Origin of the sequence: Mitsuokella sp. AF33-22 (assembly GCF_003475755.1) — a bacterium.
Lineage (GTDB): Bacteria > Bacillota > Negativicutes > Selenomonadales > Selenomonadaceae > Mitsuokella.
In genome coordinates this window covers 118,214-142,844 of sequence record NZ_QRQA01000003.1, presented here as the reverse complement: position 1 = coordinate 142,844, position 24,631 = coordinate 118,214, and the positions used below count along the sequence as shown (strand labels likewise).

General features: G+C 59.5%; 12 protein-coding genes and 6 tRNA genes. 17 read left to right on the top strand and 1 reads right to left on the bottom strand.

The features are described 5' to 3' along the window. The first annotated feature begins 88 nt into the window (after positions 1–88). The 7 genes from pepD (at position 89) to DWZ54_RS02835 (ending at position 3,177) form a co-directional block, all read left to right on the top strand. Positions 89–1,540 (top strand): beta-Ala-His dipeptidase, encoded by a 1,452-nt coding sequence (pepD, locus tag DWZ54_RS02865; RefSeq protein WP_118474418.1) that lies wholly within the window; start codon positions 89–91, stop codon positions 1,538–1,540. 217 nt (positions 1,541–1,757) lie between these two features. After that, positions 1,758–1,834 (top strand) — tRNA-Asp (locus DWZ54_RS02860). Between the two features lie 5 nt (positions 1,835–1,839). Beyond that, positions 1,840–1,914: transfer RNA gene (locus DWZ54_RS02855), tRNA-Gly, on the top strand. Positions 1,915–1,923: 9 nt separating this feature from the next. After that, positions 1,924–1,997: transfer RNA gene (locus tag DWZ54_RS02850), tRNA-Cys, on the top strand. 12 nt (positions 1,998–2,009) lie between these two features. Next, positions 2,010–2,084: transfer RNA gene (locus DWZ54_RS02845), tRNA-Gly, on the top strand. Between the two features lie 9 nt (positions 2,085–2,093). Further along, a tRNA-Cys gene (locus tag DWZ54_RS02840) sits at positions 2,094–2,167 on the top strand. Positions 2,168–2,259: 92 nt separating this feature from the next. Then, positions 2,260–3,177 carry a hypothetical protein gene (locus DWZ54_RS02835; RefSeq protein WP_118474417.1) on the top strand — a complete coding sequence of 306 codons (918 nt, stop codon included), beginning with the start codon at positions 2,260–2,262 and terminating at the stop codon, positions 3,175–3,177. 211 nt (positions 3,178–3,388) lie between these two features. On the opposite strand, the gene DWZ54_RS02830 is transcribed toward DWZ54_RS02835, so the two are convergent. Next, a tRNA-Leu gene (locus DWZ54_RS02830) sits at positions 3,389–3,475 on the bottom strand. 235 nt (positions 3,476–3,710) lie between these two features. Here DWZ54_RS02830 and DWZ54_RS02825 point away from each other — a divergent pair. The 10 genes from DWZ54_RS02825 (at position 3,711) to DWZ54_RS02775 (ending at position 24,593) form a co-directional block, all read left to right on the top strand. Beyond that, positions 3,711–4,754 carry a DUF2399 domain-containing protein gene (locus tag DWZ54_RS02825; RefSeq protein ID WP_158573597.1) on the top strand — a complete coding sequence of 348 codons (1,044 nt, stop codon included), beginning with the start codon at positions 3,711–3,713 and terminating at the stop codon, positions 4,752–4,754. Then, complete coding sequence (locus tag DWZ54_RS02820) at positions 4,732–6,228, top strand: replicative DNA helicase (RefSeq protein ID WP_118474415.1); 1,497 nt, start codon at positions 4,732–4,734, stop codon at positions 6,226–6,228. Before DWZ54_RS02825 ends, DWZ54_RS02820 begins: the two co-directional genes overlap by 23 nt. Next, the gene (locus DWZ54_RS02815; RefSeq protein WP_118474414.1) at positions 6,225–6,986 is read left to right on the top strand and encodes a DUF6063 family protein; all 762 of its coding nucleotides are present in this window, start codon (positions 6,225–6,227) and stop codon (positions 6,984–6,986) included. Before DWZ54_RS02820 ends, DWZ54_RS02815 begins: the two co-directional genes overlap by 4 nt. Continuing rightward, the gene (locus DWZ54_RS02810) at positions 6,970–11,445 is read left to right on the top strand and encodes a hypothetical protein (RefSeq protein WP_147369883.1); all 4,476 of its coding nucleotides are present in this window, start codon (positions 6,970–6,972) and stop codon (positions 11,443–11,445) included. The genes DWZ54_RS02815 and DWZ54_RS02810 overlap by 17 nt, the downstream gene beginning before the upstream one ends. Before the next feature lie 748 nt (positions 11,446–12,193). Then, positions 12,194–13,528, top strand: coding sequence for a tRNA (N6-isopentenyl adenosine(37)-C2)-methylthiotransferase MiaB (gene miaB, locus DWZ54_RS02800; protein WP_118474411.1), 1,335 nt, complete (start codon positions 12,194–12,196; stop codon positions 13,526–13,528). Positions 13,529–13,681: 153 nt separating this feature from the next. After that, the gene (gene mutS / locus DWZ54_RS02795; RefSeq protein WP_118474410.1) at positions 13,682–16,309 is read left to right on the top strand and encodes a DNA mismatch repair protein MutS; all 2,628 of its coding nucleotides are present in this window, start codon (positions 13,682–13,684) and stop codon (positions 16,307–16,309) included. Then, the gene (gene mutL, locus DWZ54_RS02790; RefSeq protein WP_118474409.1) at positions 16,306–18,276 is read left to right on the top strand and encodes a DNA mismatch repair endonuclease MutL; all 1,971 of its coding nucleotides are present in this window, start codon (positions 16,306–16,308) and stop codon (positions 18,274–18,276) included. The genes mutS and mutL overlap by 4 nt, the downstream gene beginning before the upstream one ends. Before the next feature lie 65 nt (positions 18,277–18,341). Next, entirely contained in the window at positions 18,342–19,160 is an 819-nt protein-coding gene (locus DWZ54_RS02785; protein ID WP_118474478.1) for a class I SAM-dependent methyltransferase, read from the top strand. Between the two features lie 337 nt (positions 19,161–19,497). Then, positions 19,498–21,096, top strand: a complete 1,599-nt coding sequence (locus tag DWZ54_RS02780) for a ribonuclease J (RefSeq protein ID WP_233519426.1) — start codon at positions 19,498–19,500, stop codon at positions 21,094–21,096. A gap of 107 nt (positions 21,097–21,203) precedes the next feature. Next, complete coding sequence (locus tag DWZ54_RS02775; protein ID WP_118474408.1) at positions 21,204–24,593, top strand: DNA polymerase III subunit alpha; 3,390 nt, start codon at positions 21,204–21,206, stop codon at positions 24,591–24,593. Positions 24,594–24,631 lie beyond the last annotated feature (38 nt).

Sequence of the window (24,631 nt, the reverse complement as noted above, 5' to 3'; positions counted from 1 at the left end):
GCAGGCTTTTCCTTTTGCCTGCCTCCCGCTTTGCTCGCATCTGCGGCAGGTGGAGACAGGCGGAATTTCACGAGGAAAGGTGATAGTGATGAAACAGGAAAATGAGGTACTCGAAGGGGTATTGCAGGAATTCTCGAAGCTTGCGGCCATCCCGCGCAAGTCGGGCCATGAACAGGCTGTCAGCGACTTCCTGAAGTCGTATTTGACGGAACTCGGCTGCACGGTGACGCAGGACGAGGTCAACAACATCATTGCGGACAAGCCGGCAGCTCCTGGCTTTGAACAGGCGCCGCTGACGATCCTGCAGGGCCATATGGACATGGTCTGCGTCGCGGAGGAAGGCTATGCGTACGATCCGCTCAAGGATCCCATCAAGCTCGTACGCGACGAGAAGTATTTGTCGGCAGAGGGCACGAGCCTCGGCGCCGACGACGGCATCGGTGTGGCCGAGGGCATCTACGTGCTGAAGCATGCGAAGAACCACGGCCCGCTGCGTCTCATCGTGACGGTGGACGAGGAGCAGGGCATGACGGGCGCCATCAAGCTCGGCGCTGAGCACCTCAAGGATGCTTCCTTCCTCATCAACTGCGACAGCGAGAATTATGACGAGCTGACCGTCGGCAGTGCCGGCAGCGTCAACCTCGATTTCACGCGCGAGCTGCGCCGTGTGCCGGCCGAGAGCCAGCATGCCTGGACGATTGAGATCCAGGGCCTGCTCGGCGGCCATTCGGGCGAGCGTATCGGCGACGGCCGCGGCAATGCCATCCGCACACTGGCCATGGCACTGATGGCCCTGCAGAAAGAGGGCGAGATCGAGCTCATCTCCTTCACGGGCGGCAAGGCGCGCAACGCCATCCCGAATACGGCCCGGTCTGTCATCGCGACGGAACTGCCGCGCGAGAAGATGGTGGAGGTGCTGCGCGACATCCGCACGCGCTTTGCGAAGATGTACGGCAATGTCGACCCGACCATCGACATCAGCCTCGCACCGGCCGAGATGCCCGAGCAGGTCATCAAGGCCGGCGACACGCAGCGCCTGCTGCGCCTGCTGACGATCCTGCACACGGGCGTCTACGCGATGTCCTCGGTCATCCCGGACCTCGTTGAGACGAGCGCGAACCTCGGTGTCGTCAATATGAGCGAGGATGAAGTGGAGGTCCAGTTCTTCCCGCGCTCGGCCATCGACCAGAAACTCGACGAGTTCCGCCAGTATGCCGAGACGATTGCCGCGCTCACGGGCTTCACGGCCCACATCGGCACGCAGTCGCCGGGCTGGAAGGAAAACAAGGACAGTCGCCTCGCGAAGATCGTGGCGGAGACGTTTGAGGAGCAGAACGGCAAGCCCATGAAGGTCGAGACAATCCACGCCGGCCTCGAATGCGGCTGGCACTTCCTCAAGAATCCGCAGCTCGACATGGTGTCCATCGGCGTGACGACGTGCGACATCCACAGCCCGAACGAGCATCTTGTCCTCGCCACGGTCAAGCCGCAGGTGGATCTGATCCTCGCGACACTCGAGAAGATCGCTGCGCTGCGCTGACGGCCGCTTGGGGCATAACGAAAAGAACATAGAGGGGAGGCCCGCGTGCGAATGCTTTGTACGGCGGGCTCCTTTTTATATAACGTAGCGTGTCTGCTCTTTGTTTCATCCCTTTTTCAACGGAATCGCAACTTTTTTTAAAATAAGTGTTGACAAGAACGCAGATTGCCCATATAATAATACATGTCGCTGAGACAGAGCGACACAAAAGAAGAACGGCCCGGTAGTTTAGTTGGTTAGAATGCCGCCCTGTCACGGCGGAGGTCATGGGTTCAAGTCCCATTCGGGTCGCCATTCATGCGGAAATAGCTCAGTGGTAGAGCACCACCTTGCCAAGGTGGGGGTCGCGAGTTCGAGCCTCGTTTTCCGCTCCATTTTATTTTGGCGACATAGCCAAGTGGTAAGGCCGAGGTCTGCAAAACCTTTATCCCCAGTTCGATTCTGGGTGTCGCCTCCAATTTTATATCATGCGGAAATAGCTCAGTGGTAGAGCACCACCTTGCCAAGGTGGGGGTCGCGAGTTCGAGCCTCGTTTTCCGCTCCATTTTATTTTGGCGACATAGCCAAGTGGTAAGGCCGAGGTCTGCAAAACCTTTATCCCCAGTTCGATTCTGGGTGTCGCCTCCAAGATGAAATGCAGCCCGGAAGGTTTTCCTTCCGGGCTTTTTGTTTGCCTGTAATCACCTGCGATTGCCTGTAATAAGTTAGGAGTGTCTTTGATGGCCAATGAACCTTCCCGTATCACCGATAATCTGCTCAACGTGTTCAACTACTGCTTCGTCGAGACGGTACCGTACGCGTTCTTCAAGCCGAATCCGGAACGCGACATCGCTGTGAATCTCGTCGACAAGGAATATCACTGCCCGGGCTGCGGCAAGGTGACGCGCGTCGTCTATCAGAAGCGTCCGCTGACGTATTATTCGAAAGGCAAGCTTGCCGAGGAACGCCGCATCTACGACAAGCTCGGCAAGGAATTCCCGTTCATGGGAGAGATCTATGCGGGCAAGCCCTTCACGAATGAGGCCATCGGCTACTGCCGTGCCTGCGCCGGGCAGGAAATCCTGAAGTCAGAGGAGCCCGGCCAGCGCGTCGCGAACCTCTCGCTTCAGCTGCACGGCGAGGATGAGCTCGTCGTGGCCAAGGCCCGTGCGGCCATGGAGCAGTCGCTCAAGGACTGGCTGGCCGGCGTCGAGAAGCCTGAGGACTTCCTGCAGTACCAGCTGACGGATTTTGCCGCTCTGCGCGACTTCATCTGTGCTGTCATGCTCGAGGACACGCAGGCCGTCAGTCAGACCCTCGCCGACTACCGCACGAAGATCGCGGCGCTCGAGGCGGAGATCCGCGCGCTGCTCTCAGAGCTGCCGGATACCTGGCGTGCCTATGCGGCGCGCTCGACGGGCGTCTATGAATCCATGAATGACAAGATGTACCATGAGTACACCGTCGCGTTCCCGCAGCCCGGCACAATGCCCGAGGATTACTACATCTACCGCCAGCTCGAGAAGAGCCGCGTGCTGATGTTCCTCGAGCAGCCGCGCATCGAGACGATTGAAGAGCTCCTGATGGAAGTCGGTTTCCACGGCGAATGGATCGATCTCGTCAACCAGCGCATTCAGCAGCTGCTGCCCGAGGCGTAATCATCGCGGCAGGCTCGTGCTTCGTTATGCATATATATGCAAAATGATCTTGTTTGTGGCGTTCGTATCTGTAGAAAAAGCCAGACAATCGATGTGCCTGGCTTTTCTTATATTTTCTTCAATGCCCCGTTAGATGCAGTGTTAGATGCAAAACGCTATTTTTGTCATCAAAAAAAGCTCCGCGGAAACCCGCGAAGCCTTGTGTTGCAAGTGGTGCCGAAGGCCGGACTTGAACCGGCACGTTGTTGCCAACGGCAGATTTTGAGTCTGCTGCGTCTGCCAATTCCGCCACTCCGGCAAAATGACATCACTCATGCGTCATTAACATAATATATTTTAGCATTCATCTTTCCTTTTGTCAACCCATCCATAAATCAGCCTTCCCCGCGCACGGAAAAGGTGCAAAAAAAGGGGATGGGACCCGCGTCGGCGGCGGAAGAGGTCCATGGACATGTGAGAGAAAATTGTGGCTTTTGCTCATGATTGCTCTGTGATACAATGAAGATGAAATGATGAGAAAGGCAGGGCTGGTGATGGATGCAGAACAGGAAATCCGGGCGTTCCTGCGGGCATGGACGCGCAAGACCGTTGATTTGGATGATTTGCAGCGAGCCTTTGCTGCCATGGATTATGAGACATTTCATCAGGCTATGGAAGCATTGCTGCGCGATGGCAGCCTGACGCGGGTGGCGGCGCGCGGGGCGGATTTTCGCGGCTTGCCGCGGCGCTGCCGCCTTGCACGCGGGCGACTCTGCCCGGCGGCCGATGCCATCCAGCAGGATATCGCACGGCTCGGCTTGGCCGCATCGCTCGATTTTTCCTTTTATTATGGACAGCCTCTCACATGCTGGCAGCAGGATCTTGCGCACATCATCCAGCTGAGCCAATGGCTGCAGCATACGGCTGTCCGGCGGCCGCTGACGGTTTCCGACCAGCAGCGTTCCTGGGATATCTTCCGCGACGAGAAATTCCTGCTGACCAGGGAAGGGGATACGCTGCTGCATCGTCTGCATCTCAGCTGGCAGGACATTGGCGTCAAACGGGAGTGGGAACCCCTGATGATGGCGGTCAATCCCTCTGCTTTGCAGGGCGGCATCTGTCACCATCTGGTGCTGGAGAACAAGGCCCCGTATCATAAGCTGCTGCCTCATTTCGCGAAGCTGGGCCTTGCGTCTCTGGTCTTTGGTGCCGGCTGGAAGATCGCGGGCAATCTCGCGGCCCTGCCCCGGCAGACGGGATGCCCGGAGGCTCATCACATTGCCTGGTACTTTGGCGACTTTGACTGGGAAGGCCTCAAGATCGTTCAGTCTGTAACGGCTTGCCCTACCGTTGAGGTACGCCTCGCCACGCCGTTTTACCGCGCGTTTTTGCAGCAGCCGGCACCGCAGGGCAAGGAGCAGCAGACACCCGACGAGACGGCCTGGCAGGCTTTTTCCCACTGGCTGCGGCCGGAGGAGACACGGAAGTTCCGGCAAATCTTAGAGAATCATCGGTATTATCCGCAGGAAGCCCTGTCGGCAGCGGATTTGCTTACATGTGGAAAGGAATTACGGAATGGAATCGGAACACTTTGCTGAACGCATGAAACGCATCCTGCTCATGGAACCGTTGTACCGTCTTGGCAGGCGGCAGTTCGGGCAGAAAGGTGAACAATCATATTCTGGTATGGAGCTGGGCCTTCTGGCACTGCTCTTTTTCTTTGAGCAAATGCTGGACGGCAAGCGTGAGGCCGGCATCCGGAACCTTGCGCTTTTTCTGCAGCAGCAGACGCAGGGCTGTCTCTTCCCCGTAGAGAAGGGGGAGGAAGCGTATGAGCAGCTGGCCCGCGATATCGTGGGCGTTTTCCGCCCGCAGACCGGCCGGCGCAATGAACAGGTCTTTTTCGACTGGGAACAGGGCAGAGAGGTGAGGGCCCGTTATTCCTATCTCAAGGCAGACCGCGCCGACATCCATGCCAACGAGCAGTATTATGTCCTTGATGAACAGGGACTCGAGCTGATCTTTGCGACGAAGGAGTATTTCAGCGAGTACCAGCTGTCCATCAACCAGCTCATATTGCGCAAGCAGCTCGAGAAAGGGCAATTTGTACTGGCCCTGCGTCAGATCGAGGAGATGCGGCTCGATGTCGAAACGCTGCGCAATCGCATGGACAGAATCCGTCAGGAAATCCATCGCAACATCGTCTCGCAGGAGACGCTGGAGCATTATCGCAGGATTGTGGCTGATTTCAACCAGCGGCTCAAGAGCGAAGAAGATGCCTTCACGGAGCTTCAGACCTTTGTGCGCGATACGAAGGAGCGCATCCGCAGCAATCCACAGGCCGACCCCGAGCGGCGTGCCTATACGAACATCCAGGCCGTGGAGCGCCATCTTGCGCATGTGCATGCGCTTCATCGCGAGCTCTTGAAGGCCGGTATTGACCTCGGTACATCAGCGCTGGCTGCGGCTGAAGAAGCGCTGTATTTCACAGGCGTGGACAGTTTCAATTATGAACAGGAGATCACGAGCCGCATGTTCGCCTCGCCATTGCCTTTGACGGCAGCCCGCCGTCTCGTCGAGCCTTTCCTGCCGCTACAGGCCTGCGAGCTCTGGTCGCCGCTTACGATCTTCCTGCCGCAGCGCCTCGAGAAGCTGGAGCGGGAGAGCCGACAGGAAGCGTTTCCGGAGATTGACGATACGGAGGTCCATGGTGAGAAACTTCAGAATGTCCAGGAACATTATGCGGCCATTGTGCGCAATTTGCTGGATTTCCTGGGTCTCGGCAGGAAGACGACCCTGCGGGCGTTCTGCGCGATGCTTGAGGAGCAGCGGTCCGCCTGGTGCAGCGAGAAACAGTTCTACGTCTTTTGGATGCTGCTGCACCGGCAGCACTGCTTGCATCTTAATCCTGAGCGCATCGCGAGGGACTCGGTCTACGCGCGGATCCCGGCGGTCTGCCCGGAGCTCCTGTCGCTTGTGGTGCAGGAACGCCCCGGGTTTGTGGAGCTTGACGGCTATACGATCAGCGATATGGATATCACCGTGACAGTGGATGGAGATGAGAAGCCATGATGGAAGATAATGTGATGCTGGCCTTTGACATCTATGCGCGCCTGGCAGCCAGCGGCCAAGTGCGCAAAGCGGAGATTTCCGCTTACTGGGAGAATGAGGAAGTCCGCCATTTCGTGGAGCGCTTCGTCGGGCAGGTGCAGTGTGTGCTGATCAGCGATGCCGATTATCTGTATCTTCTGCCGGCCTCACTTGAATCGCCGTTCCATATCAGCAATGAGGCGTTCAAGAAACGATACATGACATCGAAAGCGGTCAATATGGACATTTACCTGTTGTACCTTTCCATCATTGTCCTGTTCGGCTGCTTCTACGACAGCTATCAGACGCAGGAGCCGGCGGACTTCGTGAGCATGAGCACCTGGCTTGAAGCCATGAACGGCCGCATCGAATCGCTGCACCGCCATGACGAGGAGACGCTCAAGGCTGCTGAGGGCGCGATGAATTTCAATTGGCTGACGCTCATGCGGAAGTGGGATGACCTCGACAGCATCAAGGAAACGGCCAGGAAACAGGACGCCCGGACAAACAGCCGCCTGAGCTTTTTGAGCATGGCCAGATCCTTCCTGCTGCAGCAGCATCTCGTGCGGGAAATCGGCAACGACGAGCTCGTGCTGACGGAAAAGGCAAGGGCCATCTTTGCGAACTACTTCATGGAAGCGAGCTATAACAACGGCATCCTGGATTTCATGTATGAACTGGATCACAAGGACGTGCAGGACGGGGAGAAAGGAGCGGATGACCATGCCATCCATCAGTAGGATTCGCTTTACGAATGTGGTCTATGACCATGGACACAAACGCTACATCGATACGATCTTTCGCTTTGACGGCTACAATGCCATCCTGCTGCTCGAGAATGGCGCGGGCAAGACGGTGTTCGTACAGACGCTCATACAGGCGGTGCTGCCGCGCAAATCCGTGGCGCAGCGCAAGATCCAGGAAACGCTGCAGCTCAGCAACTCAGCGGCGCATATCGCCGTGGAGTGGATTCTTGAGGACCGGCCGCGCCGCTATGCACTGACGGCCGTGACGCTTTTCCGCAACAGCAAGGACCAGCTCGGCAGCCAGGAATTTGCCATGGAGTACACGCCGGAATCCTCCGTTCGCCTCGATACGCTGCCATTCGTGCAGAAGGAGGGCAGTAGGGAACGGCCGGCGACGAAAGAGGAAATGACCGCATTCTTCCGCAGTACGGCGGAACGCCATATGCTGGCTCATTTCTTTTCGGAATATGATATCTTGCAGGCCTATGAGGATTACATCGAAGAGCACTTCAAGCTCATCGCGTCGGAATGGGATAAGATTGCGGCCATCAACGAGACGGAGGGCGGCGTCGAGGCGTATTTCAACAATTGCCGCACGACGGCAGAGCTCGTGGACCGCCTGCTGATCCCGACGGTGGAGGAAGGTCTGGCGGCGGCCGCTCATGGTCAGCAGAAAGGTAATGGCTTTGCTGCGCTTTTTGAGAGCCAGCGCGAACATGTCAAGCAGCAGATTCGCCTCGAGAAACGCATCGGGGAGATGCAGGGCATCCTCGCGCAGATGCAGGATTATACGGCCGTGAAGAAGGCACAGTATGAGGCGGAGCAGGAGCTCCTGCATCAGAATGGACTGCTCAAGGCGTACGACCAGCAGGTACGCCGCGCGCGGGCTGCCTGTCAGCAGGAACAGGAAACGCTGGTAATGCGCCAGCAGGAAAACGATGCCCAGCGCCAGAAGAACCGGGAAATCCTGTCGGCCTGCCGCGTGGCGGCCGCTGAGGCTGCCTGTGAGGAGGCACGAGCTGCTTATGAAGAAGCAAAACGCGCGTCTGACGATGCGGCACAGGCGTATCGGGATAATCAGACCATGTCCGCCAATCTCAGCTATGCCCGCAGGAAACAGGAGCTCGCACAGGCCGAGGGCCTGCTTGCCGAGCGTCAGCGGGCACTTTCTCTCCTGGCAGCCGACCAGAAGACGCAGGAGCTTGCCGCCCAGCTCAAGGAGAATGGCGCCTGGCTTCATGGCTGGTTCCAGCAGCAGGAGCAGAAGCATGAAGCGCGCATCCAGGAAATCCGGCAGCAGCGGGAGACGCAGAAGCAGCACGAAGCTGCGTGTCAGGCAAAGCAGAGGGAGAACCATCGCCGTCAGCAGAAGCTCCGGCAGGAGATCGACAGCGGCGAAGGGCGCATCGGCGCGCTTGTCGCGCAGCAGGAAGTCATCGAGCAGGAACTCTTCACCGATGCCGTCCATCAGGATGTGGATGCCCAGGAACAGGCCTGGCGGCGGGAACTGGCAGAAGTCCGGAAGAACCGGGATGATTATGCGCAGAACATTGCCTTTTTCGAAGAAGAGGGAGAGAAGGCTGCCGGACAGATTGCGGAAGCCGAAAAGGCCTGTGATGAACAGCAGCAGGCCCTGCAGGAGCGGACGGTCGCTCTGGACCGCGTGACGACGGCGGCGCGCGATGTATTCGCGAATCTGCAGAAATGGCCGCAGTGCGCCAACACCACCCGCGAGGCAGCGGATCTCTACCGTCAGGCGGAATACTTTGCCCAGCAGCTCAGCGATGCCGTCGTCATGCATGAAAAGCAGCATAACGATCTCGACAAGAAGCGCCGGCAGGCCCATCGCTGGCTGGATCTCTACGATGGGCTCGAGGCATTCGCGGCGGATCCTGTCCTGCTTGACAAGATCGAAGCCTGGAGCAGCGAGTTCGTATTCCTTAAAAGCGGCGTGGAATTCTTCCAGCTGCACGTGGAAGCCGTGGCTGAGAAACAACAGGAGATTTATGCGCGATATCCGTTCTGGGCACTCAGCGTCGTGGTCATGGAGGAGGATGTGCCGCAGCTGCAGCGCCTTCTTGCAAAGGAGGCCGGGGATTTCTTTGAGCCTGTCTTCATCCTGTCCGAGCAGCAGGCAAGGGCCATCGTGGCAGGGGAGACGCTGACCGGCGGCCTGCATATCGTAGCACCTTCGCACTGGCAGCGCGTCATGCAGCCGGCAGCGTTCCGTGACTGGCTCGACGCCATGCGGGAGGAGGCTGACCGGGCTGACGGCCTGCTGCGGGAAAATGACCGGGAATGGCAGGAACTCAGCCATTCGCTGCAAGTCCTGAAGCAGTTTGAGGAACGGTATCCCTTTACTTGGTACCGCGAGCAGCGGGATGCGTATCAGTCGCTGCAGGAGACCCTTTCGCGCACGCAGCATGTGCTGCGGGAAGCCCGCCGGAATCAGGAGCAGTGCCGCCAGAATGCCGAGGGCTTCCGCAAGAAGCATCAGGAGGCGGAGAGACGGGAGGCCTGGCTTTCCTATGGCCTCCGGCAACTGGCGCAGTATAAGGAACTGCGTCGCCAGCACCAGGAAATCCTCGCGCGTAACAGCGAGCTTTTGCAGGCCTGCGCAGTCCTGCAGGCAGAGGAAAAGCGGCTGACGGGGGAACTGGATGCCCTGCGACGTCAGCAGGATGCGCTGACGTATGACGAGGCCGGGGCCGAAACGCGCCTGCAGGAAGTGCGGCGCATGATGTACTATCCGGATGTGCAGCAGGAAACGGCCGTCCTGCCGCAAGAGAGACTTTCCTATGAGGCACTGGCGGAAACGCGGCGCCGCCTGCAGAGCCAGCTGGAAGGTGCCGACAGCAGTCGGGCGCGCCTCGAGGCACAGATTGCCCAGTCACAGGCCGACAAGAAACGCCTGCAAAAAGAGATTTGCGAGCAGCAGCGCCGGGCGGAGACGGAGCTCGACGAGACGTTCGTCTATCCGGAGGATGGTGCCCTGCGCGAAGAAACGCTGCTGCAGGCATCCCATCAGCTTAAGAAGGCACAGCAGCAGGCCGAAAAGGAATGCCGGGCGCGGCAGGATACGTACAACCGACAGGACGGACAGTGCGAGAACGAGCGGGCGCGTCATGAGCGCGAATACGGCGTTTATACGCCTCTTGTGCAGCCTTTTGAAGACGTGCAGCGCGAGGCGGCGCAGCAGCAGGAAGTATTGAGGAAGCTCGCCTCTGAACTGACGGCACAACTGCAGGCAAACGGACGCGAGGAAAAAGCTCTCGATGGACTCGTGCATCAGCTGGAAATCCGCAACGAACAGCTTGGCTTTGCGCGCGAGGAAATCCCCATGGTGCTTCCCGAAAAGCTCGAAGAAGACGCCGGCAGCTCGGAGCTTTCTACACGGATTGCCTCATGTCTGGAGCAGGCGGAGACGGCATTCGAGACGGCAAAGCAGCGCCAGCGCGCCGGAGAGAAGCAGAAGAATGCGTTCATCCTCTACTGTGAGGACAAGGTGCATGAAGAACGGATGCGCCGCAGCATCGTCGACGGCCTGCGCAGCAAGGAGCGCTACGAGGAATATCTTGACTGGCAGACGAAGAGCAGGGAACGCCTGCAGGGGGCCATCAGCCTCTTCGAGGAGGAGCGAAGGAGTCATCTGGCGCATATGGAGCATATGCTCCGGCACATGATCCTTCATCTGCAGTCGGTCTGTGACGGCTTGAAGGAGCTTGCCTCGAGGACGCGCGTCAAGGTGGGCGAGGCGGCAAAGGACATCATCATGATCCAGCTGCCGGAATGGGAGGAAGCCGCGGCCCGCACGTCCATCCGGTCCTATCTGAACAACCTGGCGCAGGAGCTCGATGGCGACGCGTATCATGATGAACTCGGCCAGGAAGACGGCAAGAAGATCCGCGACACGCTGGAGAAACGGCTGCGGACGCAGCAGATGCTGCATGTCGTGCTCGGGAATCAGGCCGTCAAGGTACGCTGCCGCAAGGCGACGAGCGGCAATACCTTCTCCGAGCGGCCCTATCCGTGGGAAGAATCGAATCAGTGGTCGGGCGGCGAGACGTGGAGCAAGAATATGGCCCTGTTCCTCGGCTGTCTCAATTACCTTTCGGAGAAGCGCTGCCATATCCGGAAAGCCAAATACAATACGCGCGTGGTCGTCGCAGATAACCCGTTTGGCAAGGCTTCGAGCGACCATGTTCTTAGCCCGGTCTTTTTCATCGCGCAGCAGCTGGGCTTCCAGATCATCGCGCTGACAGCCCATCAGGAAGGCAGCTTCATCCGCAAATACTTCCCCGTCGTCTACAGCTGCCGCTTCGCCGATACGGCTGACCACAAGAGCAGGACGGTGATTCCCGAGCAGGAGATCAAGACCGCCTTCTTCGAAGAACACCATCCCGAAAGCCTGGCCCGCCTCAACTCCTACGACCAGCTTGGGCTCTTTGATTGATTTTGCGCACGGACCAACAGCGACTGGCATAAGAAGTGTCAGGCAACATCGGCATTGACTGGCAGTCCTGATAGAAAAACGAAAAGCAGGGACGAGGGAGCGACGCAGAATCACATCTTGGAGTGGCGCCTTCCCCGCGCACGGGGAAGGGGGACCGCGAAGCGGTGGAAGAGGTCCTTGGACGGACGGGGAAGAACAGTACCCAACAGCAAGTCCTTGCAAGCGTTATAGCCCCGCGCACGGGCGCGAAGCGCGGGATGCCGGTGGCATCCCCGGGTGTGGCCCGCAGGGCCGAAAGGGGGCCATGGACGAGGATGTGCGTACGACCGATGACGCTGCGGGATGCATTCCGGCTTCAGCGCGCGCCTAAATGTGACCCAACTGACTGTGAACAGCAAAGGTACTTCGCCGCCTGCCGCGGCGTTCTAACATCCGGCGCGACGAGGTTTTCGTATTGGGCCCCATCCCTGCGGGCAATCGCCACGTGCCTCCAGGCGGAACGCATCCCTTCGCTCGGGCTCATTTCCTTCGGTAGGACGACGAGCGCAGCAAGTCGCCCGTCCTCGCGCATGGGCGCGAAGCGCGGGATGCCGGGGGCATCCCCGGAGAAGGGGGATCGCGAAGCGGTGGAAGAGGTTCGTGGATAAGCCTGTTCTGTACGATCTCAGTATGGACAAAATGATGGGATTCTGATAAAATATGCTATTGACTATCATGGAATACATGGAATAAAGGATGGATTATATATATGAAACGTATCGATGGCAAGGTACATCGTTTTGCACATCTGATTGTCTATGGCTGTCAGATGAATCAGAGCGATGCGGAGCGCATGCTGGGGCAGTTGGAGACGATCGGGTATGAGCCGACGGAGGAGATGGGAGAGGCTGATCTCATCCTCATCAATACGTGCTGCGTGCGCGAGACGGCGGAAGACCGCGTCTACGGCAAGATCGGAGAGATCAAGCATCTCAAGCGGCAGAATCCGGATCTGATCTTCGGCATCACGGGCTGCATGGCGCAGAAGGAGGGTGAGGCTCTCATCAAGCGCGCGCCGCATATCGATTTCGTGCTCGGCACGAACAAGGTGCATGAGCTCACGCGCGTGGTGCGCGAGATCGAGGCGGAGCACGGCCATGTCGTCGATGTGGAGCTCGGCGAGACGGAGCTGCCGGATGATGTGCCGGTGGCGCGCAGCGGCAAGCTCTCGGCGTGGATCCCCATCATGTACGGCTGCAACAATTTCTGCACGTACTGCATCGTGCCGTACGTGCGCGGACGCGAGCGCAGCCGCCTGCCGGAGGAAATCGTGAAGGAGGTCCGGGAGGCCGTCGCAGCCGGCTACGAGGAGGTCACGCTGCTCGGTCAGAATGTCAATTCGTACGGCAAGGACCACAAGCAGGCGGATTTCGCCGATCTCCTGAAGATGGTCGATGAGGTGCCGGGCATCCGCCGCGTGCGCTTCATGACGTCGCATCCGAAGGATCTGTCGGATAAGGTCATCGCGGCCATCCGTAACGGCGAGCATCTCTGTGAGCACATCCATCTGCCCGTGCAGTACGGCAGTAACCGCATTTTAAAGGCCATGAACCGCGTCTACACGGTGGAAGCCTACAAGGATCTCGTGCGCCGCATCCGCGCGGCCATCCCCGAGGTCAGCCTGACGACGGATCTCATCGTGGGCTTCCCGGGCGAGACGGATGAGGATTTTGCGCAGATGCTCGATTTCCTGCGCGAGATCCGCTACGATTCGGCCTATACCTTCATTTATTCGAAGCGTTCGGGCACGCCGGCCGCGAAGATGGAGGACCAGGTGCCGGAGGATGTCAAGAAGGCGCGCCTGCAGCAGCTCATGGACGTGCAGAATGAGATCAGCCTCGAGATCAATACGAAACTGCTCGGCAGGGAAGTCGAGGTCATGGTCGAGGGGCCGAGCAAGAATGATGCGGCTGTCTGGTCCGGGCGCACGCGCACGAACAAGATTGTCCTGTTCGCGCATGACGGCGAGCAGCCGGGCGATTTCGTGACGGTGAAAATCACGCACCCGCAGACCTGGGTGCTCAAGGGCGAGCGCGTCCGCTGAGTGAAAATCCCTGGAATGACTGCCTGCAGGGAAGCAGGCTGGTTTTTAACAGATGGAAAAGGTCTTCCTGCGGGAGGGCCTTTTCTCGTTTTATCGGCTGCTGGATGAGAAGGGAAGCAGCGCTGAATTTTTTTACAGGAGGTGTTTCTATCGATGGAAATGACACCGATGATGCGTCAGTATCTCGCGGCGAAGGAGCAGAATCCCGGTACAATCCTGTTCTTCCGTCTCGGTGATTTTTATGAGATGTTTTTTGACGATGCGAAGCTCGTGTCGAAGGAGCTCGGGCTGACACTGACGAGCCGCAGCAAGAATCCGGACAATGCGCCGATGTGCGGCGTGCCGTATCATGCGGCGGAAACGTATGTCAACAAGCTCGTGCAGAAGGGCTACAAGGTGGCCATCGCCGAGCAGATCGGCGATCCGAAGGCCAAGGGGCTGACGAAGCGCGAAGTCATCAAGATTATCACGCCGGGCACGGTGCTCTCGGAAGCGGCGCTCAAGGACGCGCAGAACAATTACATTGCGCTTGTCCACGAGCAGGCGGAAAAGATCGTGCTGACGGGTGCGGATATCTCGACGGGCGAGTGCTTCTACGGCATCTATCAGGGGCCGGACCGTCTGCAGATGCTGCAGGATGAGCTGTACCGCCTCATGATGCCGGAGCTCTTGCTCGTCGGCAGGCTTTCCTTTGAGCAGGAACTGCGCGAATTCATCGCGCTGCGCCTGCCGCACTGCTCGTTCACGATGATCGACGAGGTGTCGGCGCACATCGATGACCGCCTTGTCCAGCATTTCGACGCGGCGACGCGCCCGACGGCACCCGAGGCCAGGGCAGCCGTCGCGACACTTCTCGATTACCTACACGAGACCGTCAAGACGGATCTCACGCACCTCAACCAGCTCACGTATCTCGATGCTTCGGAAAATCTCGTGGTCGACACGTACACGCTACGTAATCTTGAGATCACGCGCAACCTGCGCGACGGCGGCAAGAAGGATACGCTGCTCGATGTGCTCGATTTCACGGAAACGGCCATGGGCAGCCGCCTCCTCAAGAAATGGCTCGAGTACCCGCTTTTAAGCATCCCGAAAATCAGCCGGCGGCAGGATGCCGTGGAGGAGTTTGCGGCGGATTTTGCACTGCGCGGCGGCGTGCGGCAGGGCTGCAAGGAAATCCATGATTTCGAGCGTCTCCTGACGCGCATAGAGGTCGGCACGGCCAACGCGCGCGACCTCATCGCCCTCAAGATTTCGCTGATGTGCCTGCCAGGCATCAAGGAAAATATGAAGGGGGTCAAGTCGGAACTCTTGCGGCAGTGCGCGGCGGGCATCGAGTGCTTCGCGGAGCTCGTCGACCTGCTGGAACGCTCCATCGTCGATGAGCCGGGCATCAGCCTGCGCGAGGGCGGCATCATCAAGACGGGCTACAATGAAGAGCTCGACGAGTACCGCCGCATCTCGCACGACAGCAAGGCCATGCTGCAGGAAATCGAGGAGCGCGAGCGCGAGCAGACGGGCATCAAGACGCTCAAGATTGGCTACAACAAGGTATTCGGCTACTATATTGAAGTGCGCCACAGCGGCACGTCGCTCGTGCCGGACCGCTACATCCGCAAGCAGACGCTCGCGAACGCCGAGCGCTACATCACGGAGGAACTCAAGGAATTCGAGACGAAGATCCTCGGTGCACAGGAAAAGATTGTCAATATCGAATACAATCTTTTCACGGAGGTACGCGAGACGATCAAGGCGCATCTGACCGAGGTGCAGCAGACGGCGCATGAGATTGCGCTCGTCGATGTGCTCGCGAGCCTCGCTGAAGCGGCCAGCACGTATCATTACGTGCGTCCGCAGCTGACGATGAACGGGGCCATCGACATCAAGGATGGCCGCCACCCGCTCGTCGAGCGCATCCTGACGCGCGACCTCTTCGTGCCGAACGACACGCAGCTCGACCATCACGACTGCGAGATCATGCTGATCACGGGGCCGAACATGGCCGGCAAGTCCACCTACATGCGCCAGGTGGCCCTTCTGACGCTCATGACGCAGATTGGCAGCTTCATCCCGGCGCGCGAGGCATCGATTTCGCCTGTGGACCGCATCTTCACGCGCATCGGCGCGAGTGACGACCTCGTGAGCGGACAGAGCACCTTCATGGTGGAGATGAATGAGGTCGCGCAGATCCTGAAGTACGCGACGAAGGACAGCCTCGTCATCCTCGACGAGATTGGCCGCGGCACGAGCACATTCGACGGCATGAGCATCGCGCGCGCTGTCATCGAATACATCGAGAAGAAGGTCCATGCCAAGACGCTCTTCGCGACGCATTACCATGAGCTCACGGACCTCGAGGACGAGAAAATCAAGAATTACTGCGTGGCCGTCAAGGAACGCGGCAAGCAGGTGGCCTTCCTGCGCCGCATCATCAAGGGCGCGGCGGACAAGTCGTACGGTATCCACGTCGCGCGCCTCGCGGGTCTGCCAAAATCCGTGACGGCCCGTGCCGAGGAAATCCTTGCGGAGCTCGAGGCCGCGGCGCCGGAGCAGGCGGCCGTACCGGCTGCCGGGCAGGCGGCAGAAGTGTCCAAGGGGACTGCGGCTGCCGCAGTTTCGGCAGGACAGAAGCAGGCGGACGCCTCGATGGGCTCGCTCTTTTCCTCGAGCCTCGCGTCGTCGCTTTTGGCACTCGATGTCATGACGATGACGCCGCTTGAGGCCATGAACGCACTTTACAAGCTGCAGGAGCAGGCGAAACGGGAGGAGGGTCAGGCATGAGCACGATTCACGTACTCGATGACAATACCATCAACAAAATCGCGGCCGGCGAGGTCGTCGAACGGCCGGCGTCTGTCATCAAGGAGCTCGTCGAGAACGCCATAGATGCCGGTGCGACGCGCATCGAGGTCGAAATCATGGCGGGCGGCACGAGCTTCATGCGCGTGACGGACAACGGCCGGGGCATGAGTGCGGAGGACGCGCGCCTGGCCATCCTGCGCCATGCGACGAGCAAGATCAAGGCCGTCAGCGACCTCAACACGATTGGCACGCTGGGCTTCCGCGGCGAGGCCCTGCCGACGATCGCCTCAGTCTCGCGCTTTTCCCTGTTGACGCGGCAGGAAGGCGAGGACCTCGGCACGCGCGTCGATATCTGCGGCGGGCAGGAGCCCGATATCCGCGAGGCCGGCTGCAGCCTCGGCACGACGATCAAGGTCGAGGACCTCTTCTTCAACACGCCGGCGCGCAAGAAATTCCTCAAGACGACGCATACGGAGGGCGGCAAGATCAACGATTTCATCGTCAAACTGGCCCTTTCGCGCCCTGATATCGCGTTCCAGTTCATCAACAACAATAAGGTATCCGTCGTGACGCCGGGCAACGGCAATCTCTTCGATGCCATCCGCGCTATTTACGGGGCCAAGGCGGCCGATTCCCTGCTCGCGCTGTCGCTCGACGGCGAGGAAATCCACATTTCGGGCTACATCACGAAACCGTCGATGCTCAAGAGCAGCCGCGCCTGGCAGACGTACATCGTCAATTCGCGCATCATCCAGAACCGCGCAATTGCGAAGGCCATTGACAACGCCTATAAGTCGCTGATCCCGAAGAGCGGCTTCCCACTGGCCGTGGTCAACATCGAGGTGCCGCAGCGCACGATTGACGTCAACGTGCATCCGCAGAAGAGCGAGCTCAAATTCGAGGATGAGAGCCGCGTCTTCAAGGCGGTCTACAAGGCCGTGCTCGATGCCATACGGCCGGCGGCAGACCGCGCGCTCGGCGAGGTGGCGGCCGTCGTGGAAAAGCCCGAGCATCATTATACGATGGAGCCCATGCGCTTCGTGCCCGCGACGGAGCCGCTCTCGCCCGTGCCCTCGTGGCCGCGCCGGGAGCAGGCTGCAGCTGGCGGCCAGGAGTTGCAGCCTGCTGGCAGACCGCAGACCATTTACGAAGCCGTGCATGGCAGTGCAAGGCCTGCCATGGAATTTCACGAGGCACAGGCGGCCCTGCAGCAGGAGCGCCGCCAGGAAGTGGCAAGAGGGGCGTCCGCGCCAGCCGCTGCCGCCGTACAGGGTGAAGCGGGCATACAGCCGCAGGCAAAAACTGCTCCGCAGGCAGATTCTGCCGCTGAGTCCTGCCAAGAGCATGGTGTGCTGCTTGAAAATGACGGCAACATCATCCCCATTGGGCAGGTCGACCTCACGTACATCATCGCGCAGGACGCCAAGGGCCTCTACATCATCGACCAGCACGCGGCGCACGAGCGCATCCTGTTCGATAAGTTCTCGGCCATGGCCGAGGGCATCCCGTCGCAGCAGCTGCTTGTGCATCAGATTCTCTCGTTTGACGACAGCGAGGCTGCGCTCATTGAAGAGAACCGGGACCTCTTCGTCTCACTGGGCTTCCACATGGAGCCGAGCGGCGAGCGCGAATTCCGCCTCGTGGAGGTACCGGCCGATGTGCCCGTCAGCGAGGCTGAGGACATCGTGCGGGAAATTCTGACGAATCTGCACGAGATGCACAAGACTTCCGCGAAGGAAATCCGTCAGGCATGTCTGGCGACGACGGCCTGCCGCGCGGCCATCAAGGCCGGCGAAGAGCTCAGCCTGCGCCAGATGCAGATTATCCTGGACGAGCTCGCGCACACGCCGTTCCCGTACACCTGCCCGCACGGCCGTCCGACCATCCTGAAATTCAGCAACGACGAGCTCGCGAAGATGTTCAAGCGCACGGGCTTCGGCTTTTGACCCGGCTTGAGAGGAGGATTCTTTTGCACGAGACAAATGACATACGGGAAGCGTTGGACCTGGTGATGCCAAAGGCATCAAGGATAAGAGCCGTCGCGACAACGGGGCGCAAGCAGACGGAAGACGCCGTGACGCTTGCGAGATGGGCGGCTGCGCACGCCGGCATCCCTTACGTCGAGCGCCGAAACCGGTCATCGGCAGCCCTGCGCGAGCACTGTGGCGCCGAGTTCCTGCTCGTGGCCAAGCACGGTCTCCTGACGCTTGAGACACCGCACGGCGACCTCTTCTTCCACCCGAATATGGCGCATCTTCGCCTCAAGAACCTGCGCTTCGGCAGCGGCGGCGAGGGCGACCGCATGGTCGAGGCCATGGATCTTGTGCGCGGCATGCACGTGCTCGACTGCACGCTGGGCTTCGGCGCCGACGCCATCGTCGCGAGCTTTGCGGTGGGGCCCGAAGGTTCCGTGACAGGTGTGGAGTCCGAGCCTCTCATCGAGACGGTCGTCGGCTACGGCCTGCAGCATTTCAAGGCGGAAAACTGGCCAATCCAGGAGGCCATGCGCGGCGTCCATACCGTCTGTGATGAGGCCGCGCACTACTTGAAGACGCTGCCTGACAAATCGTTCGATGTCGTCTACTTCGATCCGATGTTCCGCCATCCGCTGATGGAGAGCCGCAGTCTCACGCCGCTGCGGACCGTCGCCAACTACGCGGCCGTCACGCCCGCGATGATCGAGGATGCCTGCCGCGTCGCCCGCCACCGCGTCGTCTTTAAGGAGAATGCCCGCAGCCATGAGTTCGCGCGCCTGGGCTTTTCGCACATCATGGGCGGCAGGTACAGCAAGGTGCATTACGGCGTGCGCATTCTCGACGAAACCAACTGAATCAATACGAAATCATGTGCAGATTTCTGCCTGTTTTGCGAAAGGCCGCTTCCTCATTGGCAGGAAGTGGCCTTTTTCCATGGAATTTCGTTGATTTATGGATTACATGATGATAAAATAAAAAAGAATGATTTGAGCGGATACAATTTCATAAGCGATTCCTGAATGCGCGATGCTTCAGGTCTGCTTGTCGTATTACGAATTACGAACGCAATAAAATTCACTATAAAGAAAGAACTCAATCAGCATTATCAGTGGAGGTGTACTTTTTTTGTCTAAAGGAGCACAAAAATTACAGATTATCCCTCTCGGAGGCCTGGGGGAAATCGGCAAGAATATGACGGTCATCCGTGTGGACGATGAGATTCTCGTCATCGATTCAGGCCTTATGTTCCCGGAAGAGGACATGCTCGGCATCGATCTCGTCATTCCGGATATCAGCTATCTCGTTGAGAACAAGGACAAGATCAAGGCCATCGTGCTGACGCACGGCCACGAGGATCACATCGGCGCACTGCCGTACGTCCTCAAGAAAATCAATGTGCCGGTCTACGGCACGCGGCTGACGCTCGGCATCCTCGAGGGACGTCTCAAGGAGAACGGCGTCGACTCGAGCAATCTGCATTCGGTCATGCAGGGCGACATCATCAATGTCGGCTGCTTCTCCGTCGGCTTCATCCGCGTCAACCACTCGATTCCTGACGCCGTCGGCCTTTCCATCAAGACGCCGGTCGGCATGATCGTGCACACGGGCGACTTCAAGCTCGACTACACGCCAATCGATGGCAAGATGACGGATTTCCGCCGGTTCTCGGATCTCGGCAACCGCGGCGTGCTCGTCCTCATGGCCGATTCGACGAATTCGGAGCGCGAAGGCCATACGCCGTCGGAGCGCACGGTCGGTGCGGCCTTTGACAAGGCGTTCCACAACGCGCGCGGCCGCATCATCGTCGCGACGTTCTCGTCGAACGTCCACCGCATCCAGCAGGTCATTGACACGGCGGTGCGCTACAAGCGCCATGTTGCCGTACTTGGCCGCAGCATGGTCAACGTCGTCAACATCTCGCTCGAGCTCGGCTACATCACGGCGCCTGAGGGCACGCTCATCGACATCGATGAGATCCACAACTACCGCATGGAGCAGGTGGTCATCATCACGACGGGCAGCCAGGGCGAGCCGATGTCGGCTCTGACGCGCATGTCGATGTCGGATCACCGCAAGGTTGGCATTGTGCCGGGCGATACGGTCATCATCTCGGCCACGCCAATCCCGGGCAATGAGAAGCTTGTCTCGAAGACCATCGACAACCTCATGAAGCTCGGTGCCAACGTCATCTACGGCCGCAACCAGGGCATCCATGTCTCGGGCCATGCGAGCCGCGAAGAGCTCAAGCTCATGCACAATCTCGTACGCCCGAAATTCTTCATCCCGGTCCACGGCGAGTACCACCATCTCGTGCAGCATGCACGCCTTGCCCGTGAGCTCGGCATGCCGAAGGAGAACATCTTCATCAGCGAGAACGGCCAGATCCTCGAGTTCACGCGCGAGAAGGGCCAGGTGGCCGGCAAGGTCACGGCCGGCATGGTCATGGTCGACGGCCTCGGCGTCGGCGATGTCGGCAACATCGTGCTGCGCGACCGCCGTCAGCTCTCGCAGGACGGTATTCTCATCGTCGTCGTGACGATGAACAAGCAGACGAACCGCGTCGTCGCCGGCCCGGACATCGTCTCGCGCGGCTTTGTTTACGTGCGCGAGTCGGAGGCCCTCATGGACGAGGCGAAGGCCCGCGTCCAGCAGGCACTCGATCGTTGCGAGGATGAAAAGGTCAAGGAATGGGCTGCCATCAAGGCGAACGTGCGCGATGCGCTCGGCCGCTATCTCTTCGAGAAGACCCGCCGCCGTCCGATGATCCTGCCAATCATCATGGAGGTCTGAGTCTTAGCACCATCATAAGGAATTTGAGCCGGAGCTGCGTCTCCGGCTTTTCTGCTGACTGCGGACAGAGAAGCTCTGTCCGATTTCATGGGGGAAGGAGTGCGAGAATGTCGTTTACCCATCTTCATGTCCATACGGAATTCAGCCTGCTCGACGGTGCGAGCCGCATCAAGGATCTCATCGCGGCGACGAAAGAGCTCGGCATGGACAGCATTGCCATCACCGACCACGGCGCGATGTACGGGGTCATCGATTTTTATAAGGAAGCGAAGAAGCAGGGCGTGAAGCCCATCATTGGCTGCGAGGTCTACGTGGCGCCCGGTGACCGCAGGGACCGCCAGGAGACAGGCGGCGTGCGCTACTATCACCTGATCCTGCTCGCCGAGAATCAGACGGGTTACCGCAACCTCGTGCAGCTCGTCTCGCTCGCGAACATCGAGGGTATGTACTACAAGCCGCGCGTCGACAAGGAGCTCCTGCAAAAGTACCACGAGGGCATCATCTGCCTGTCGGCCTGCATTGCCGGCGAGATCCCGCGTGCCATCCTGCAGGATAACAGGGAGCATGCCGAGGCGCTCGTACAGGAATACCTCGGGATTTTCGGCCGCGATAATTTCTTCCTCGAGATCCAGAACCACGGGCTGCCCGAGGAACGCAAGGCCAATGTTGGGCTCGTGGAGCTCGCGAAGAAATACGATGTCGGGCTCGTTGCGACGAACGACCTGCACTACGTGCACCGCGAGGACAGTGAGTTTCACGACATCCTGCTCTGCATCCAGATGAGCAAGACGATTGACGACCCTTCGCGCATGCGCTTTGCGAGCGATGATTATTATCTCAAGTCACCCGAGGAGATGGCGGCGCTCTTTTCCGAGTATCCCGAGGCCATCACCAATACGGAAAAGATTGCGGCAAGGTGCCAGGTGGATTTTGAGTTTGGCCATCTGCAGCTGCCGTATTATCCAATCCCTTCGCCGTATGCCGACGACGAGGCGTATCTGCGCCATCTCTGCGAGGAGAATCTGCCGCGCCGCTACTCCGAGATTACGGAAAAGGTCCGGGAGCGCCTCGAATACGAGCTCGGCATCATCCACCGCATGGGCTACGACAGCTACTTCCTCATCGTCTGGGATTTCATCAATTATTCGCGCGAGCACGGCATCGGCGTGGGCCCGGGCCGCGGCTCGGCGGCCGGCAGCATCGTCGCGTACCTGCTCGGCATCACGAATCTTGATCCTCTGAAGTACGATCTGCTCTTTGAGCGCTTCCTGAACCCGGAGCGCGTGACGATGCCGGATATCGATGTGGACTTTGATTACATCCAGCGCGGCAGGGTCATCGATTACGTCAAGGAACGCTACGGCTACGACCATGTCGCGCAAATCGTGACGTTCGGCACGATGGCGGCCAAGGGCGCCATCCGCGATGTCGGCCGCGTGCTCAACATGCCGTATGCCGAGGTGGCGGAGATCGCGGGGCTCGTGCCCAACGAGCTCAAGATCACGCTCGATAAGGCCATGAAGGAGTCGGCCGATTTCCGACGGGCTTATGAGGAGCGTCCCGAGGTCAAGCGCCTCATCGACCTTGCGCGCAAGCTCGAGGGTCTGCCGCGCCACTCTTCGACGCATGCGGCCGGCGTCGTGATCGCGCGCAATCCGCTGACGGATTACGTGCCTGTCTCGATCTCAGAGGGCACGCTCGTCACTGAGTACGACAAGGACCACGTCGAGGAGCTCGGCCTCCTCAAGATGGACTTCCTGGGCCTGCGCACGCTGACGGTCATCAGCGACACGCTCGCGAACATCGAGAAGAGCCACCATGAGAAAATCGACATCGACAAGATCCCGCTCGAGGATGAGGCGACGTCGAAGATGCTCTGCGAGGGGCGCACGGGAGCCGTGTTCCAGATGGAGTCGTCCGGCATGACGCAGCTCGTGCGCGACCTCGCGCCTGAGGGCTTCTCTGACCTCATCCCGCTCGTCGCGCTCTATCGGCCGGGACCGCTCGGCAGCGGCATGGTCGAGGACTTCATCGCCGGGCGCCACGGCGAGAAGGAGGTCACCTACATGCATCCGCTGCTCGAGCCCATCCTCAAGGAAACGTTCGGCGTCGTGCTCTACCAGGAGCAGGTCATGCAGATCGTGCAGGTGCTCGCGGGTTTCACGCTCGGCCAGGCCGACCTCCTGCGCCGCGCCATGGGCAAGAAGAAACACGAGATCCTGATGGCCCAGAAGGAGAATTTCCTGCAGGGCTGCGCGAAGAATCACATCGAGCCGGGACTTGCCAACACGATCTTCGACCTCCTGACGCATTTCGCCGATTACGGCTTCAACAAGTCGCACAGTGCGGCGTATGCGCTCGTGGCCTGGCAGACGGCGTACCTCAAGGCACACTATCCGGCGGAGTTCATGGCCGCGATGCTCACGAGCATCATGGACACGCCGAAGGTATCGACGTATATCGAGCTCAGCCGCCGCATGGGCATCCGCATCCTGCCGCCCGACATCAATGCGAGCTCCTCGTATTTCAGCGTCGACGGCGATGCCATCCGCTTCGGTCTTGCGGCCGTCAAGAACGTCGGCGAGAGCGCCATCGAGAGCGTCGAGAAGATCCGTGCGCAGGACGGGCCGTTTGCTTCGCTGCAGGATTTCTGCGCGCGCGTCGATATGCGCATCGTCAACCGGCGCGTGATGGAAAGCCTCATCAAATGCGGTGCGTTCGACAGCACGGGCGCGAAGCGCAGCCAGCTGCTCGCCATCCTGCCGCAGGCCGTCACCGAGGCGTATCAGAAGCAGCGCGACCGCCAGAGCGGTCAGCTCGGGCTCTTCACGGAGGAGACGATGGGCGAGGCCGGTACCATCAAGCTGCCCGACATCCCCGAAGTCTCGAAGCAGGAGATGCTGAACTGGGAGAAGGAGACGACGGGCTTCTACATCACGGGGCATCCTCTGGACCAGTTTGCCGACAAGCTCGAGAATCTGCCGCGCATCGGCTCGCTGCAGGAGAACGGCATCCGGAACCATCAGGTGCTGCGGCTCGGCGGCATGATCACGGAGGCCAAGCGCATCACGACGAAGAAGGGTGACACGATGTGCTTCGTGACGCTCGAGGATTTCACCGATTCGATCGAGGTCACGGTGTTCCCGCGCATCTTCTACCAGCATGTCAACATGCTCGTGCCCGATTCACCGATCGTCGTGCAGGGCAAGGCCGATATCACGACGGACGGTGAGGTCAAGCTCATCGCCGACACGATCTGGCCGCTCGACCTCTACCTCACGGAATACTACATCACCCTGCCGCCCGCGGGCCTTGACGAGCAGCAGAAAGCGGCGATGCATGAGATCTTTGCCGGGCACCGCGGCAATCACGTCACGTATTTCCACAGCCAGGGCCACTGGCAGAAGGCCTCAGGCGCGTTCTGGCTCGACGGCAGCCCCGAGGCGGACGCAGCGCTCACCGCGCTGCTCGGCGAGAACGCCATCAAGAAGCGGTGATGCCGGAATGTGTTGCGATTGGCGGGACAGAATGATAA